This is a genomic window from Bartonella sp. B41, from assembly GCF_053795765.1.
This window is the reverse complement of sequence record NZ_CP200037.1, coordinates 801,460-817,617: the sequence shown is the minus strand read 5'-3', so window position 1 is coordinate 817,617 and position 16,158 is coordinate 801,460. Positions and strand designations below refer to the sequence as shown.

At 36.9% G+C, this 16,158-nt stretch carries 13 protein-coding genes and 1 other RNA gene; 4 read left to right on the top strand and 10 right to left on the bottom strand.

Features of this window, described 5'->3' with window-relative positions; translation table 11 throughout:
* Nucleotides 1–6 precede the first annotated feature (6 nt).
* The gene (gene recN, locus V4P54_RS03535) at nt 7–1,674 is read left to right on the top strand and encodes a DNA repair protein RecN (RefSeq protein WP_455476681.1); all 1,668 of its coding nucleotides are present in this window, start codon (nt 7–9) and stop codon (nt 1,672–1,674) included.
* A 109-nt stretch (nt 1,675–1,783) separates the two neighbouring features.
* Complete coding sequence (gene ligA / locus V4P54_RS03530) at nt 1,784–3,943, top strand: NAD-dependent DNA ligase LigA (protein ID WP_455477678.1); 2,160 nt, start codon at nt 1,784–1,786, stop codon at nt 3,941–3,943.
* Nucleotides 3,944–4,124: 181 nt separating this feature from the next.
* Here the strand turns inward: ligA and V4P54_RS03525 are convergent, their stop codons facing one another.
* Genes V4P54_RS03525 through V4P54_RS03515 form a run of 3 tightly spaced genes read right to left on the bottom strand, consistent with a single transcriptional unit; the run spans nt 4,125 to nt 7,449 of the window.
* Entirely contained in the window at nt 4,125–5,951 is a 1,827-nt protein-coding gene (locus V4P54_RS03525; protein WP_455476680.1) for an aminopeptidase P family protein, read from the bottom strand.
* A gap of 17 nt (nt 5,952–5,968) precedes the next feature.
* The gene (locus V4P54_RS03520) at nt 5,969–6,838 is read right to left on the bottom strand and encodes a 50S ribosomal protein L11 methyltransferase (RefSeq protein ID WP_455476679.1); all 870 of its coding nucleotides are present in this window, start codon (nt 6,836–6,838) and stop codon (nt 5,969–5,971) included.
* A gap of 29 nt (nt 6,839–6,867) precedes the next feature.
* Nucleotides 6,868–7,449, bottom strand: a complete 582-nt coding sequence (locus tag V4P54_RS03515) for an SCO family protein (protein ID WP_455476678.1) — start codon at nt 7,447–7,449, stop codon at nt 6,868–6,870.
* 135 nt (nt 7,450–7,584) lie between these two features.
* Here V4P54_RS03515 and V4P54_RS03510 point away from each other — a divergent pair, with 135 nt between their 5' ends.
* Nucleotides 7,585–8,214, top strand: a complete 630-nt coding sequence (locus V4P54_RS03510; RefSeq protein ID WP_455476677.1) for a DapH/DapD/GlmU-related protein — start codon at nt 7,585–7,587, stop codon at nt 8,212–8,214.
* A 52-nt stretch (nt 8,215–8,266) separates the two neighbouring features.
* Here the strand turns inward: V4P54_RS03510 and V4P54_RS03505 are convergent, their stop codons facing one another.
* From V4P54_RS03505 to ssrA, 5 genes are all read right to left on the bottom strand, one after another.
* Complete coding sequence (locus tag V4P54_RS03505; RefSeq protein ID WP_455476676.1) at nt 8,267–10,582, bottom strand: ATP-dependent helicase; 2,316 nt, start codon at nt 10,580–10,582, stop codon at nt 8,267–8,269.
* A gap of 117 nt (nt 10,583–10,699) precedes the next feature.
* Nucleotides 10,700–10,951: a ribbon-helix-helix domain-containing protein gene (locus V4P54_RS03500; RefSeq protein WP_455476675.1), complete on the bottom strand. Its 252-nt coding sequence runs from the start codon at nt 10,949–10,951 to the stop codon at nt 10,700–10,702.
* 11 nt (nt 10,952–10,962) lie between these two features.
* Nucleotides 10,963–11,151 carry a DUF4169 family protein gene (locus V4P54_RS03495; protein ID WP_455476674.1) on the bottom strand — a complete coding sequence of 63 codons (189 nt, stop codon included), beginning with the start codon at nt 11,149–11,151 and terminating at the stop codon, nt 10,963–10,965.
* An 8-nt stretch (nt 11,152–11,159) separates the two neighbouring features.
* On the bottom strand, nt 11,160–11,693 hold the full coding sequence (locus V4P54_RS03490) for an SspB family protein (protein ID WP_455476673.1): 534 nt from the start codon (nt 11,691–11,693) through the stop codon (nt 11,160–11,162).
* A 158-nt stretch (nt 11,694–11,851) separates the two neighbouring features.
* Nucleotides 11,852–12,207: a transfer-messenger RNA gene (gene ssrA / locus V4P54_RS03485) on the bottom strand.
* Between the two features lie 90 nt (nt 12,208–12,297).
* Here ssrA and V4P54_RS03480 point away from each other — a divergent pair.
* A complete protein-coding gene (locus tag V4P54_RS03480) occupies nt 12,298–12,603 on the top strand; it encodes a DUF2853 family protein (protein ID WP_455476672.1) in 306 nt (101 codons plus the stop codon).
* 75 nt (nt 12,604–12,678) lie between these two features.
* Here V4P54_RS03480 and V4P54_RS03475 read toward each other — a convergent pair whose 3' ends face one another.
* Together V4P54_RS03475 and V4P54_RS03470 are read right to left on the bottom strand one after the other, a co-directional pair.
* Nucleotides 12,679–13,986 carry an MFS family transporter gene (locus V4P54_RS03475; protein ID WP_455476671.1) on the bottom strand — a complete coding sequence of 436 codons (1,308 nt, stop codon included), beginning with the start codon at nt 13,984–13,986 and terminating at the stop codon, nt 12,679–12,681.
* 708 nt (nt 13,987–14,694) lie between these two features.
* The gene (locus V4P54_RS03470; protein WP_455476670.1) at nt 14,695–15,999 is read right to left on the bottom strand and encodes an MFS family transporter; all 1,305 of its coding nucleotides are present in this window, start codon (nt 15,997–15,999) and stop codon (nt 14,695–14,697) included.
* Between the last annotated feature and the right edge of the window lie 159 nt (nt 16,000–16,158).

Sequence of the window (16,158 nt, the reverse complement as noted above, 5' to 3'; positions counted from 1 at the left end):
TTTTATATGCTGGTACAGCTTTTGATCCGCGACATTGTTTTGATCGAAACGCTTGATATTTATTTTACAGAGGGTTTATCTGTTTTAACAGGAGAGACGGGTGCTGGTAAGTCTATTTTACTTGAAGCCTTATCGTTGGCTCTTGGTGGGCGTGGTGATGCTTCTCTTGTTCGCCATGGTGCTGTGCAGGGGCAGGTAATAGCTGTTTTTGATGTTCCTATATCGCATCCTGTGCGTAAGATTATTCGTGAGAATGATTTTTGTGATGAAGGGGATATTATTTTACGACGTGTACAATCAAGCGATGGTCGTAGCCGTGTTTTCGTTAATGATAGGGTTAGCAGTGTTGCATTTATGCGTGAAATTGGTCGTTTGTTGGTCGAAATTCACGGGCAGCATGATGATCGTGCGTTAATTGATGTTTCTACTCATCGGCAGTTATTAGATGCTTTTGGTGGTCTTGAGAATGAAACAGAAGAGTTGCGCCGATGTTATCAGTTGTGGCAGTCCATTGAAGAACGTTTGCAACAACAGCGTATCAAAGTAGCGAATGCTGTGTGTGAGATTGACTATCTTCGTGCATGTGTAGAAGAACTCGACAAGTTTGATTTTCAAGTTGGTGAAGAAGAGGCCTTATCTCTTCGTCGTGCAGATATGCTTAGGTTAGAAAAAATAGCGACGGACATTAAGGATGCTGATGATCTTTTGAGTGGTTCAAAATCTCCAATTCCCATTCTTTCTAATTTAGTAAGACGTTTAGAACGAAAAATTCCTGAGTCGCAATCTTTGATTACACCTGTTGTGAAATCCATTGATGATGCATTGTGTGCGCTTGCTGCTGCACAAGAAGGTATTGAAGTGGCAATGCAGGCATTGGATTTTGATACTGGTGAATTAGAACAGATAGAAGAACGTCTTTTTGCTCTTCGAGGAGTTGCTCGTAAATATCATGTGTCTTCGGATGACCTATTTACGTTGCGCAATAAAATGAATACTGAACTTGCTGATTTTGAAGAAGCTAAGATAGTATTGACGTGCATTGAAAATGAGGCACAAGATGCACAAAAAAAATATGATATACTTGCACGAGAATTATCAATAAAGCGTAGGGAAGCTGCTAATCACCTATCTGAAAAAATTATGCTTGAGTTGCCTGCATTGAAGCTGGAGAAAGCAGAATTTATTGTTGAGATACAAAGTGATTCTGAAAAACGCAGCGCAGAGGGTATAGATCGTATTGAATATTGGGTTCGAACAAATCCTGGGACACGAGCTGGGCCGATGCTCAGTGTTGCATCTGGTGGTGAGTTATCTCGTTTTTTATTAGCGTTAAAGGTTGTTTTATCAGATCGTGGGTCGGCTCCCACGCTAATTTTTGATGAAGTTGATACGGGTGTTGGTGGGGCTGTTGCTGCTGCTATTGGACAGAGATTGAAGCGTTTATCAGAAGGCATTCAGGTTCTTGCTATTACACATGCTCCGCAGGTTGCATCTAAAGCGCACAGTCATTTTCTTATTTCAAAAATTGAAAGTGGTGATAAGGGGCATTTTGTTACCGCTGTTCATAAAATGACAGAAAACGAACGTGAGGAGGAAATTGCGCGTATGCTGGCGGGAGAACATATTACTAAAGAGGCGCGGGCGGCGGCTAAAAAGCTTTTGGCACAGATATAAATTAATAAACAGGGCAAGTACAGATGACATATGCGTATTTTAATTTTTTAAAGAGTAATAGGAGTTAAGAGTCGTATGGTTATATTATTTATGATTTTAAATTGTGCTTATGGATAAGGATGTTGTAAAAAAATTAACTGTTTCAGAAGCAGAAAAAGAGTTGGAGTGGTTGGCAAAAGAAATTGCGCGTCATGATGTTCTTTATAATAATAATGATCAGCCTGAAATTTCTGATGCACAATATGATGCTCTTCGTCGTCGCAATTCGTATATTGAAGCTCTATTTCCTGAGTTAATTCGACCAGATTCTCCATCATATAGGATTGGTGCACCAGTTTCTGAAAAATTTGAGAAATCTGTGCATGCACAGATTATGCTTTCTCTTGATAACGTATTCAGTCCTGAAGATGTTCATGAATTTATTGAGCGCGTTCGTCGTTTTTTACGATTTTCAAAAACACAGATATTCGAAATTACGGCTGAACCAAAGATTGATGGTTTATCTCTATCTTTGCGCTATGAGAAAGGGAGGCTTGTGCGTGCTGTAACGCGTGGTGATGGGGTTGTTGGCGAAAATGTCACAGCGAATGCGCGAACAATTTCAGATATTCCACAAATTTTGCATGGTAAATTTCCTGATATCATTGAGGTGCGTGGTGAAGTTTATATGGCGAAAGAGGATTTTCAGGTACTTAATATGAGTCAGCTAGAAGAAGGAAAATTAGCTTTTGCTAATCCTAGGAATGCTGCAGCTGGTTCTTTACGTCAGCTTGATTCACGAATAACTGCCAATAGAAAACTTAAATTTTTTGCTTATGCTTGGGGTGAAGTAAGTGAAATTCTCGCAAAAAGCCAAATGGAAATGATGGAAAAATTAAAAGAATATGGATTTATTATCAACTCATTAACAAAAGTTTTTAAAACATTAGATGAAATTATTTCATATTATCATGATGTTGAAAAGTGTCGTCATTCTTTAAGCTATGATATTGATGGAGTTGTTTATAAAGTTAATGACTTGGCATTACAAACACGTTTAGGGTTCGTTTCTCGTGCGCCACGTTGGGCAGTTGCTCATAAATTTCCAGCAGAAAGAGCTGTAGCAGTTCTAGAAGGAATTGACATTCAAGTGGGTAGAACTGGAGCATTAACTCCTGTTGCACGCCTTTCTCCTGTTACTGTAGGAGGGGTGGTAATTACGAATGCCAGTTTGCATAATGAAGACTATATTAAGGGGGTTGGCCATAAAGGTGAGGCTATTCGTGAAGGGCGTGATATTCGAGTTGGAGATACAGTTATTGTGCAACGTTCTGGTGATGTGATACCTCAGATTGTTGATGTTATTATTGAAAAACGTTCTAAAAAAGCAGATGCTTTTGTTTTTCCTCATTTATGTCCAATTTGTGGGAGCCATGCTGTTCGTGAAGTAGGAGAGTCTGTGCGTCGATGTACAGGTGGGCTTATTTGTCAAGCACAAGCGATTGAACGTATTCGCCATTTTGTTTCAAGGGATGCTTTTGATATTGATGGTTTTGGGAAAAAGCAGGTTGAGTTCTTTTTTCATGTTCAGGACAAGGCGCTTTGTATTCGCACACCAGCTGATATTTTCACGTTACAACGGCGTCAAGAAAAATCTTTGACGCGTTTAGAAAATATGGAAGGTTTTGGTGTTGTTTCTGTTCGTAAGCTTTATGACGCGATTAATGATCGTAGAAAAATTCCTTTAAGTCGTTTTTTATTTGCATTAGGAATTCGTCATGTCGGGGAAGTTAATGCACGACGTCTTGCACGTGTTTATCAGAGCTATACTATTTTTGAAAAAGTAGCAATAGAGGCTGTTATGCCGTATGATGAGATGAAGCAGGAAGGTAATGAAGCTTGGATGGAACTTACTAGCATTGAAGGGATTGGCTTTCGTGTTGGTAGGGCAATTGTTGATTTTTATCAAGAGATCCATAATCGTGAGATTTTATCTGCTTTGCTTAAGGAAGTAACGCCTCTTCACGAAGAAACGGTGGTAATAGGCTCCTCATCGATAGCAGGAAAAATAATTGTTTTTACAGGAACTTTGGTGCATATGTCACGTGATGAAGCAAAAGCATTAGCAGAACGATTAGGTGCTAAAACATCTAGTTCTATTTCTAAAAAGACGGATCTTCTTGTTGCAGGAGTTGGAGCAGGATCGAAATTGGCTAAAGCAAAAGAATTAGGTGTTGAGGTTATGGATGAAGAAACTTGGTTGCAGTTGGTTAAAGGACATCGTGTCTGAATTTTTTAAAATTGCTACAGTGTGTTTTATTTTGTAAGTTATTTTATAATGTCTTATAAAAAGCTATTTGTATAAAAAATATCTTTTCATGTTTTTATGGAAAGTGTGAATTTTTTCTCAAGAATAAAAATAGCGGTATCATTGTAGAATAAGAAAGAAGATATGATATTTTTTAGCTTATTTAAAGAGGTAGTGTAGCTTTTTTTGCCCATTTTTTATCTTCCTCATTCAAGTAAGGCTTGTTGATTTGATAAACGTGAGAGTGATAATCATTGAGCCATTGTCTCTCCTGCGGTGTCAAAAGATTTGTGAGGATTAACCGTTTATCAATAGGACAATTTGTAAGTGTTTCAAATGATAGCATTTCGATATCTCCACCAGTAATTTTTTGTGCTGTTTTTACAATCATCAAATTTTCAATACGAATGCCGAAAGCATTTTCACGGTAATATCCTGGCTCATTGGAGATAATCATTCCAGGGATTAGCTCTTGACTTCCATGACGCGAAAGATTTTGGGGGCCTTCATGAACAGAGAGATAGGATCCAACTCCATGACCAGTGCCGTGGGCATAATCAAAACCAGATTTCCATAATGCGATGCGTGCCAAAACATCAATGTCTTGTCCACGTGTTCCCTTTGGAAATTTTGCAGTTGAGAGAGCAATCATGCCTTTGAGGACAAGAGTAAAACAGCGTTTTTCTTCTTCTCCGATATCTCCAATGGCTATTGTACGTGTGATATCTGTAGTACCATCACGATATTGTCCTCCTGAATCAACAAGATATAGCTCACCGTTTTTTAGAAATTTGTTGGTGTTTGTTGTTACTCGATAATGAACAATTGCACCATTTGCACCTGTTGCTGAGATTGTATCAAACGATAGACTTTCAAGTTTTTTGCCCATTTCTTTTGCGGTTGTTATTCGATACTCTTCTAGTTTTTGAGCAGCAACGATTTCACTTATTGTGCTAGGTATTTGTTTGTCCAGCCATGAGAAAAAACGAATAAGCGCCACACCATCACATAAATGTGCATTGCGTGCACCATTTAATTCGGTGTCATTTTTAATGGCACGTGGCAAGGCAGCAGGATCGGTGAGGGGAATAAAAGCATGCCCTTCTTTTTCAATAACTGTGCGCAATTTTTCGCATGTTAGCCATGGGTCTAGAGCGAATATCATTTTTTTGTGAACATATTCTTTGATTTTTGGAATTAGTTGTTCTGGTTCATATAGTTGTGCATATTGTTTCAGATATTGTTTTTGTTCTATTCCAAGTTTTTTGCTGTTGATAAACAAAATTGGTTTTTCTTTAATTGTAATAAGAGAAAAACAAAGGGTAAGAGGCGTGTTAGGAATATCGTTTCCACGTATATTAAATATCCATGCAATAGAAGAAGGGTCTGTAAAAATAAAAGCGTCTGCATTGGCTTTCTGTATGTTCTCATAAATTAATGTGAGCTTTTCATCTGTTTTACGTCCAGTATATTTAAAAGGGTGAAGTGATAAGGAAGATTGCGGTGATTTTGGTTGATCATGCCAGATCAAATCAATAGGATTAGGTTGGGTTTCTACAAATTTGCCACCTGCATTCAATTCTAATGCTTTTTTTAATGTATTTGTAGCACAGATGGTGTGAAGCCATGGATCAAAGCCAATTGAAAGATTTTGTGCATTTTGCTCGAGCCATTGCGCTGGTGAGCATATTGCTAAATCTTCGTAATCAAAAATATGTGGGTCAGTTTGTTGGCGAACTTGAAGTTTGTAGCGTCCATCTGTGAATATGATAGCCTGCTTTTTTAAAATTAATGCAATACCAGATGATCCGGTAAATCCTGTTAGCCAACTTAGCCGTTGAGCGTGTGGTGGGACGTATTCTCCTTGATGTTCGTCAGTGTGTGGAACAAGAAAACCATCTAGTTCAAGTCGAACCAGTTCTTTACGAAGAGAAACAATGCGTTTTTCAGCACAAGATGGGCTTACTATCGCTTCAAAAGATTGGTACATAAAACAAAACGTCCTTTTTATTTCAGATGTATAACAGCCCATCCTTGACGGTAGTATGTTTCAATATGTTTTAGACCTTGTTTTACATAAGTTTCTAGAACATGGGCATGCTGTTCTTCAAGAATTCCAGACAGTATAAGTGATCCCCCTTTTTGAAGCATTTGTATCATTTCTTGTGCAAGTTCAATAAGAGGATTGGCAAGAATATTGGCAACAATGAGATCAAAAGGCGAGCATGATATAATTTTGTCATTGTCAAAACTTGTTGCAGTAACAGCTGTGATATATTTTTTCATACCATTGAGCTGTATGTTATGTTGCGCAACTTGAATAGCAATTGGATCAATATCGGATGCCAATACAGAAATAGGTTTGAGCATTGCTATACCAATGGCTAATACTCCACTGCCTGTTCCAAGATCAAGGGCATTTTGTGGATTTTCACTTTGCATTACTTTTGTTATCATTTCTAAACAGCCAGATGTTGTTCCATGATGTCCTGTTCCAAAAGCTTGACTAGCCTCAATCTCTATTGGTAAAACATCAGGTGGAATATCATCTTTATTGTGGTTTCCATGAAGAAAAAAAGCGCCACAACGTACAGGTTTTAAACCTTCAAGACTCCGTTTAACCCAATCAATATCAGGTAGAATTTCTACGCCAATTTTATCAGAATTTACTGCAAGAACATAGGCAAAGTATCTAGAAGAACTTTCTTGGTTTTTGCTATCTACATACAGTGAAAGCTCATATATGGCATTTTTTTCATCTACTTCTGTAATAGCAAGAGGATATCCCTCTTCTTCGAAAGCTAATTCCATAAGCGCATAAAGGCGCTCTGCTTCACTTTTGCAAACAGTATAATATAAACGAACTTGCTGTGACACGCTGTCCTTTCTTTAAGAAGCGCTTAAATTTAGTTTGAGATGAGCTTTTTTAGTTTCTCGATAGCAATTTCATCCTTTAATCCACTGTCACCATCTTCGATTTCGTATGGGATGACGTCCGCTAATTTTCCACCTTTTTTTAGTAAAAAGATCGCGGCTGTATGATTATAGGTGTAGTTATCGCCAGTTCCAGGAACCTTTTCAGCAATGATGTCAAAGGAAGACACCATTTTATGAACTTTTTCGGGATCTCCACTAATACCAACAATGTTTTTGTTAAAATTGCTAAGGTAATCGTGTAGCACTTCTGGTGTATCGCGCTCAGGATCAACAGTGATAAACCATGCTCCTAACTTATCGGCATCAGATCCAAGTTCTGTAAGCCAACGATCAAGATTGGTCAGCGTTGTAGGACAGCTTTCTGGGCACATGGTAAAACCAAAGAAAACCGCTGAAGGTTGACTTCGAAGATTGGCCTCAGTAACAGTGTTTCCATTGGAATCGATCAGCGTAAAATTGTCACCTAGAGGTTTATTTCTTAATGTATCATAAACAAAGACACCGGCAACGAATACTATTGCCAGCCCTAGGATGCGCACCACGTTTTTCATAATTTTACTCCTCGAAATATAGCAAAATCATAGCATTTGTGAATTGATTTTGCAATCTCTGTTTCAGGGTTGATTTTATTGATTTAGTTTGTATTTTTCCTTCTGATTATTGCTGAAAATAGTTGGTAGAGATAAATGAATACTGTGAAAGATCTTCGATTTCGTGATAGTGAACCCAGTATTAATACGACGGCGCGGTTGCATGGTTGTAAGTTAGGGCGTTATGTAAAAGTAAATGAGCGGGTTATTTTACGTGATGTAACTGTTGGAGATTTTTCCTATTTTGAGCGTAATAGTGAAGCGATTTACAGTGATATTGGCCGTTTTTGTTCCATTGCATCCTATGTATGCTTGAATGCACTCAGGCATCCTGTAGAGAGACTTTCAACGCATAAAGTTACATATCGTCCTAATGAATATTTTCGCTATATAGAATTAGATCATTCTTTTCGGGAAGATCGATGTGCGAATCGTGTTGTTGTTGGACATGATGTATGGATTGGACGTGGTGCGGTTGTTCTACCTGGAATCAAAATTGGACATGGTGCAATTATTGGTGCTAACGCCGTTATAACGAAGGATGTTGAGCCTTATGCGATTGTTGCGGGTGTTCCTGCAAAATTGCTGCGGATGCGTTTTTCGGATAATGTCATTCAGATACTTTTGGATATGGCTTGGTGGAATTGGCCGTTGGATAAAATTTATAACGCATTGTCTGATATACAAAGTTTGCCAATCGAGATTTTTATCAGCAAATGGAGGTAGTGTTCAAAACGAGATAAAATCTTTTCTTGAAAGGGAAAATTCGTAATATTCTTCAAGATTTTGTTACAAAGTTGTCGAGGACACGTTTTTTTCCAGCTTTTTCAAACAGAATTGTTAATTTATGGCCATCTATTGCTAAAATATGACCGTAACCAAATTTTATATGGAAAATGCGGTCGTTAATTGAAAAATTTGATGGTACATCAGATATCGATTGGGAAAAATCTTCTTTTTTAATGTTTTTTTGTACGTGCTTCCATTTTCGTGTTGAATATTCATCATAAAAGGGATTCTGATTTTTAAAACATGGTTTCCCATAATTGCCGTAAGATGTTTCTGTTTCTGCTACTTCTATATGCTCTTTTGGTAATTCATCAAGAAAACGTGATGGAATCGTAGATTGCCAAAATCCGTGAATTCTTCGATTGGATACAAACCATATATGTAAATGTTTTTTTGCTCTTGTAAGTCCTACGTAAGCTAGGCGTCGCTCTTCCTCTAATCCTAAACGGCCACCCTCATCTAGTGAGCGTTGATGAGGAAACAGGCCTTCTTCCCAACCGGGAAGAAAAACTGTATCAAATTCAAGTCCTTTAGCTGAATGCAGAGTCATGATATTAACCGCATCCATATTTTCATCATTTTCAGAATCCATAACAAGTGCGATATGTTCTAAAAAGCTATGAAGATTTTCAAATTGTTCCATAGAACGGATCATTTCTTTGAGATTTTCTAGTCGCGTTGATGCTTCTGGGGAGCGATCTTCTAGCCACATAGTTGTGTATCCTGAATCATCAAGAATTATTTCAGCGAGCTCTTTATGGGATGTGTATTGCAGCATATTTTGCCAACGGTAGAAATTTTCAATAACTTTTCGCAGAGCATTTCGTATTTTTGGTTTTAGTTCATCTGTTTCAATTATTTCAGCAGCAGCAGCAAAGAGAGGAATAGCGCGTGTACGAGCACTCTCGTAAAGATAGCGTACAGTTGCTTCTCCTAAGCCTCGTTTAGGTGTATTGATGATACGTTCAAAAGCCAAATCATCTGCTGGTTGGATAACAACACGCAGGTAAGCTATAGCATCACGTATTTCCATTCGTTCATAAAAGCGTGGACCGCCTATGATGCGATAATTAAGGCCAATTATTGCAAATCGCTCTTCAAATTCGCGTGTTTGGAATGATGCTCTTACTAATATAGCCATATTATTTAAGGAGTATCCTGCTTGTTGCGCCTGTTCGATCTCTTCTCCAATTGCACGAGCTTCTTCTTGTGAATCCCATGCTGAATGAATTTTTACTTTCTCTTCTTTGGTATCTATTTGATCAGGAAAAAGTTCTTTTCCAAGCCTTCCTTGATTGTGAGAAATGAGGTGAGAAGCAGTTCTGAGAATGTGGGATGTTGATCTATAATTGCGCTCTAAACGAATAATTTTTGCGGGGGGAAAATCTTTTTCAAAGCGTAATATGTTATCAATTTTTGCTCCACGCCATCCGTAAATGGATTGATCATCATCGCCAACACAACAAAGATTAACGAGTTGTTCCTTGGGTCTTTGTGCCAAAAGGCGAAGCCAAAGATATTGTGCTGTGTTTGTATCTTGATATTCATCTACAAGAATGTAGCGAAATTTTGAATGATATTCATGAAGAATGTCAGGATTATATTGAAAGATATAGATAGAATGAAGAAGAAGATCACCAAAATCACAAGCGTTGAGTCTTTTTAATCGATCCTGATAGATATGATAAAGATTGCGTCCCATGCCATTTCCAAAGGAGTGAGCATCGCTTTCTGAAATATGCTCTGGTAGGAGTCCTTGATTTTTCCAAGAATTCACCATCATTGCAAAGTTACGAGCTGGCCAACGCTTATCATCAAGTCCTTCAGCTTGGATAAGATGTTTTAAGAGACGAATAACATCATCGCTATCGAGAATCGTGAAGTTGCTTTTTAAGCCGACAAGTTCTGCATGGCGGCGTAAAATCTTTGCACCAGTAGAATGAAAAGTTCCAAGCCAAGGCATGCCTTCAACCGTTTTTCCAATAAGTTGACCAATACGCGTTTTCATTTCATGTGCTGCTTTATTTGTGAAAGTTACGGCTAATATCTGTTTGGGTGTGGCAAATCCAGAGTATAAAATGTGAGAAATGCGGGTAGTTAGAACACGGGTTTTTCCGGTACCAGCGCCTGCAAGGACTAGAAGAGATCCTTCTGTATTCATAACGGCTTGTCGTTGTTCTAGATTAAGTTTTTCTAAATAACAGGTATTATATTGTGCTTCTTCTTTCGTTTTTATAGTGTGATTTGGCAACTGGAAATTACCTTCATCTTTAAAAAGCGGCATGTGGTTGAAAAAATTGCTCATTTAAATCTTCATATACAGTGTTTTTTTATTTTAGCATTAAATTTGAAGGATTTTTCTCAGGAAAGATACTATAAATGAGAAGAAAAAGGTTACAAAAAAGAAAAGAAAAATGTGGTGTCAAGGATTTTCGGTAAGAATGCTTTGAAGTGCATAAACACGTAATGCGGCGGAAAGGCTTATTTGCTGGGTTCTTTTTTTATCAATGTCAGTAACAATGGAGGTTAAAGATCGCCCTTTTTTGTGTGCTATGGTTTTAAGAATATCTAAAAATGGCTGCTCTAAAGATATGCTCGTTGAATGCCCATTGATTTTTACGGATATTTTTTTCAAAGCTACCTTTGACCAATCGATAGAATCATTAGTTTGCATTTTCCTTGATTTTATTCCTCTTCACTGTTAGATAAGCGATTTTGATCAAGAAATTTTCTGGTTTGTAGAGATTTTTTTTGAACAAAAAGCTTCTCTGTTTTTGTTTGTCCAAAACGATAACGATTCTCTTCTGCATTTATGGCATTTTCTATGCGCTTTTTTTGTTTTCGAAATAGGCGAAGATTAATTGGTTTTGTCATGGGATTTTTTATTTTTTTCTAAATGAATCTAAGGAGACAACGTCGGCACCTTGCTTAACGTTATTTTTTAAAGGTTCTTTATTTGTTTCGGAATCTTGTTCTCTTGTAAACATATTTTCTTTATCTGATAAAATAACAGGCGTAGAGGTATTTTTTAAATTCTCACTTTCTTCAGAGAGAGTATTTGAAGGTAGATCAAATGCTGCTTCAAATGCTGCTACAGGGTCATAAAATACTTGTATAGATGTGAAAGGAATAACCAGTTTTTCTGTAATTTCTTTAAAAGAGAGTGTTACTTTGAAAGCAGTTTCTGATACGCTTAAGTCTCTAAACTGGTGTTGTAATACGATTGTCATTTGTTCTGGATAGCGGCTTTTAAGTCGTGGGGAAATTTTTATTCCAGGAGCATTTGTTGAAAAAGTAATAAAAAAATGATGATTACCTGGAAGTCCTGCCTTGGCAACTTCCAGTAAAACTTTACGGATAACTCCACGGAGCGCATCCTGAACGAGAATATCGTAACGGATTTGATCTTGAACCATCAAAGTTTATTCCTTTTTTATACAGCAATTGAACATGAGTCATATCGTGGCATTAAGTACTTTTTGAAGCTAGTGATGTTATTTTTATGTCAGATCTAATTCACTAAGAAAAATATGAAATTTTATGACAAATAATCTATGAAAGATCAATCTATAAAAGTGAAGGCTTCTGTTGCCAGGTGCCTCCAAACCCCGCTTAAACCTGCGACGATTTAAGACTTAATTTGAAACATTCGCACCACATTAAGCAGCGAGACGTGCTTCCGCATAGTTGTCATTTGCAACTACTAATTTAGTCCGATAACGGTGGTACCATACCGAGTAAAAGAGCAATCTTTACACCCTTGTCGATCCTATTTCGCCCCCACCAAAATGTAACTTTGTTTATTACATTTTGGTGGAGGCGCCGGGTACTGCCCCCGAGTCCAATGAGTTTATTTCATTGTCCATTTATTACCATAGTTGGCAAGCCAACTCCCTAAATATAGATTAAGAATAGTCTTTGGAAAAGGGGGGGTTGTTAATTTTTTAAATCCTCTAGTTACCAAATATAATGTGATTGTAAAATATAGATGTTAATTTTGGGAGAGGGAGACATTGTTGAATGATAAATGAGCTGGAAGATATTAAATTATATGATCCAAATCCTGATGAAGCTGCGATAGAACGGCTTAGTCATCGTTTAGCTTTGGTGATGAGGAAGCAGGATGCTTCGTTAGTTGCTACATCAGATCCACAAGAGTTGGAGCGTGTTGAAAAATGGGCTCAAGATGTATTAGGTTCTGATGACCAAAATATTAAAAGAGCTATTTCAAAAGTTTCTGATATGATGTCTGAAAATAGGAAGAAAAGCCGTATGACTTTTTATTATTTACTAGCTAAGCAGTTGAATGCACTAGATAAATTATAAAACAATATAAATTGTATTTTATGTTATGACTATAAAAAGCCCAATATTTTGGGCTTTTCACTTAACATAGAAAATTTAGCGAAGACTATCTCCTTGAAGATATCCTCTTTTTTGAATATTTGGCACAAAAAGAAGTGCAGTGAATGCAATGATCATCATACCGGTTATATAAAAATAAAAAATAGATTCATGGCCGATACCTTTTAATTCAAGTGCTATGTATTCAGCAGAGCCACCAAGTAGTGCATTGCCAATGGCATGTGAAATTCCAACTCCTAATGCGCGTACTGAAGAAGGAAACATCGCGGATTTTACGACACCAGAGATGGATGTATAAAAACTCATAATAAAAAGCAGTCCGACAATTGCTGATAAGGAAATCCATGCGTTATTGGTACTTCCAATCAACATCATTCCGGGTAATGTAAAAATAGCAGCTAATATACTCCAAATGATAATTACAGTTTTTATTCCAATTTTATCAGCCAAGATGCCACATACAGGTTGCAATAGCATGAAGATAAAGAGTGCAGCAGTCATTATAGTCGTGGCGGTATGTTTATCGAATCCAGCAGTTGTGATCAAATATTTTTGCATATAAGTAGTGTATGTGTAAAATGCGAGTGATCCTCCAGCTGAAAAAACAACAATCAGAAAGAAAGATTTTCGATGATTTTTAAAAAGTTCCTTAAGACTTCCTGATTGTTGTTTAGTGCGGCTTTCTTCAGTAGTTGTTTCGTGAAGCGAATTGCGTAAATAAATCACAACGATTGCTGCAATTCCGCCGATTGCGAAAGGGATACGCCAGCCCCATTCTCTTAATTGATTTTCTGTGAGATAGGAGGCTAAAATAAACAGAATGAGAGTGGCAAGGAGCTGACCGGCGATAAGTGTAGCAGATTGGAAAGAAGCAAAGAAACCTCGGTGATTTTTAAGAGATATTTCGCTTATGTAGGTTGCAGCTATGCCATATTCGCCACCTGCTGAAAGTCCTTGAATCATTCTAAGTATAAGCAGAAGAACTGCTGCAGTTCTTCCTAAGACTTCATAAGTTGGAAGGATAGAAATTAAAAACGATCCACCACACATCATCAAAATAGATATAAGCATTGAGCGTTTACGTCCGTAACGATCCGCAATAAATCCGAGAAGCCAACCACCGATTGGGCGCATTAGGAAACCTATAAAAAAAACAGCAGAAGATTTTATAAGTTGGGTAACAGGGTCTCCGTCAGAAGGAAAGAATTGTGACGCGAAATAGATAGATGCAAAAGAATATATATAAAAATCATACCATTCCACAAGATTTCCTGATGCACTGGATATGATAGATAAAATGCGCTTTTTTGTGTCGTACGATTCTACAGTTGTTTGATTTGTCATAAACGTGTTCCCCCATTGTAATTGATGTGTGTTTTCTTTTTTGAGGTTATAGCATCTTTTGTGCCAATATTTTTCACACATACGTTATCTAATTGATTGTTTACAGCGTTTTATCTTTTACGTCAAAAACTTAATCAGATGACTGAAGTTTAGGTAAGGTGTTTAAGAAAAGAGACTGATACGGTATTTTATAAATTTTGTAATTTCTATTTTGTGTATGAACTTTATCAATTTTGATAATTTATCCTATATTAAAAATCAAAACACTGACCGCTTATAGAAGATTACTATGAATAATATAATTTGTTTTGGAAATGAGGTAAAATTTATTTATACTGAATTTCATTTTTCTTTGAGCACTTATAAGATTTTTTATTTAAAAAAATAAAGCAAACATTTTATTGTTTGGAAATAATAGCTATTAAAAACAGGATTTTGGGAGTCATTCTTGACGTAATTTAATAAACTGTAGTTGTGCAACATTTAGAAGGTTAGAAAAATTTGAATTAAAGATACTTTATATAGTTTTTTTTAAATACGCTAAATATGGTGAAATATCACTCACTTCTTATATTTCAATTTATCACCAAAAGTATTGATATTTAAAATAGAGCCAAGAATTTAAGTATGAAAATTGTGATGATTAATTTATAAATAAACGTAATAGAAAAGCCTAATAATTTAGGCTTTTCTACTTAGAAAATCTTATTAAATATCTTCTTTTTGAAGATAACCTGTTTTTTTGGGATCTGGCATTAAGCAAGCTGAAACAAATGCAATGACCATCATTCCAGTTATGTAGAAATAGAAAGTTGATCCGTATCCAAGATCTTTTAGTCCAAGCGCTACAGCTTCGGCAGATCCACCAAATATTGCATTGGCAATAGCATAAGAAAATCCAACTCCCATTGCTCGTACAGAAGAGGGGAACATGTCTGCTTTTACAATACCAGAGACTGATGTATAAAAACTCATAATGCATAGCATCCCAGTAATAACAGCAAAAGCAACCCATGTACTGTCAGTATTTCCAATTACTATAAGCCCAGGAATTGTAAAAATAATGGATAGAACACTCCAAATGAGAAGTGCAACTTTTGTTCCAATTTTATCGGCTAAAGCACCAAATGCAGGCTGTAGCAACATAAAAATAAAGAGTGCTGCTGTCATAACAGTTGTAGCTGTTGGCTTATCAAAGCCAGTAGTTGTGATTAGATATTTTTGCATATAAGTCGTATAGGTATAAAATGTAAGAGATCCTCCAGCTGTGAAACCAATAACCAGAAAAAAAGCTTTTCTGTGATTACGTAAAAGCTCTCTAATACTACCGGCTTGTGTATTTGAACGACTTTCTTTAGTTGTTGTTTCGTGGAGAGAGCTACGTAAAAAAATTGCAACAGCTCCTCCTAATCCACCAATGGCAAAAGGAATACGCCAACCCCACGATTTCAATTGGTCTTCCGTGAGATAAAATGCTAAAATGGATATGACCAGACTAGCAAGAAGCTGTCCACCAATTAGTGTTGTATATTGAAAGGAGCTAAAGAATCCACGGCGATTTTTTAGTGCAATTTCGCTCATATAGGTTGCTGTTGTACCGTATTCACCACCGACTGAAAGTCCCTGCAGCATTCGAAGTAAAAGCAAAAGAACAGCAGCCATTACTCCAATAGTTTCGTAAGTAGGGAGTACGGCAATTAAAAATGAACCACCACACATCATGAAAACAGAAATGAGAAGTGAGCGTTTACGACCATAACGATCAGCAATTAGGCCAAAGAGCCATCCCCCGATTGGACGCATTAAAAAACCAATGGCAAAAACTCCTGCAGCCTTTAAGAGCTGTGCAACAACATCACCATCTGACGGAAAAAACTGCGATGCGAAATAAATTGATGTAAAGGAATAGACGTAAAAGTCATACCACTCTACAAGATTACCTGATGCGCTGGATACGATAGATAGAATGCGTTTTCTTGTATCATGCTGTGCTAAAGTTGCTTCATTCTCCATAAGGTTATCCCTTTAAATGTATTATATGTATTGATTGCTTTGTATTCATCCCCATTGAGGCTGTGTACAGTATTTTATCTTTTGCGTCATCAAAATTTAATCGTATCATCACAATTTTTTGTATAAGATGTTTAGGTAAAAGAGAAAATGTGCACTGCA